This is a genomic window from Mesorhizobium sp. M8A.F.Ca.ET.181.01.1.1 (assembly GCF_004792025.1).
In the GTDB taxonomy this organism is placed as follows: domain Bacteria; phylum Pseudomonadota; class Alphaproteobacteria; order Rhizobiales; family Rhizobiaceae; genus Mesorhizobium.
Window position 1 is genome coordinate 1 of record NZ_SRTV01000046.1, and the last position, 468, is coordinate 468.

2 protein-coding genes are annotated in these 468 nt (G+C 67.3%); one reads left to right on the forward strand and one right to left on the reverse strand.

Features of this window, described 5'->3' with window-relative positions; genetic code table 11:
* The coding region (locus EN824_RS33500) for an inositol monophosphatase family protein (protein WP_281041406.1) at positions 1 to 269 on the forward strand (269 nt) is incomplete at its 5' end.
* Here EN824_RS33500 and EN824_RS33505 read toward each other — a convergent pair.
* The coding region (locus EN824_RS33505; protein ID WP_135933162.1) for a substrate-binding domain-containing protein at positions 259 to 468 on the reverse strand (210 nt) is incomplete at its 5' end. The genes EN824_RS33500 and EN824_RS33505 overlap by 11 nt on opposite strands.

Below are 468 nucleotides of genomic sequence, written 5' to 3' on the forward strand. Positions count from 1 at the left end.
CCGAAGGCGGCGTCTTCTACCGCAATGCTTCCGGCGCTCTGATGCTTGCCTATGCGGCGTCCGGCCGGCTGCTCGGCTATGCGGAGGAGCATATGAACGCCTGGGATTGCCTGGCCGGCATGCTGCTGGTCGAAGAGGCCGGCGGCACGGTGCTCAAGGCCGATCCGAAGACGGTGGTCGGCGAGGGCACGCAAGTGATTGCCGGCGGCAGGCGCATCTTCCGCACGCTGCAGCTGCTCTGCCAGAGTTCCTTCTTGCCTACGCGCTGACGCTCTGAACGACCGCGCCGAGCGGGCGGCAGGAATTGCGGATCATCAGCCGGCCCTTGAGTACCAGCTTGCGCGGCGGCGCGTCGCGGTTGCCGGCCAGCCGGTCGAGCAGGAGATTCGCCGCCTGCTCGCCGATAGCCTGCACCGGCTGCGCCACGGTTGTCAGTTGCGGCACGAACACGTCGGACCACGGAAAATC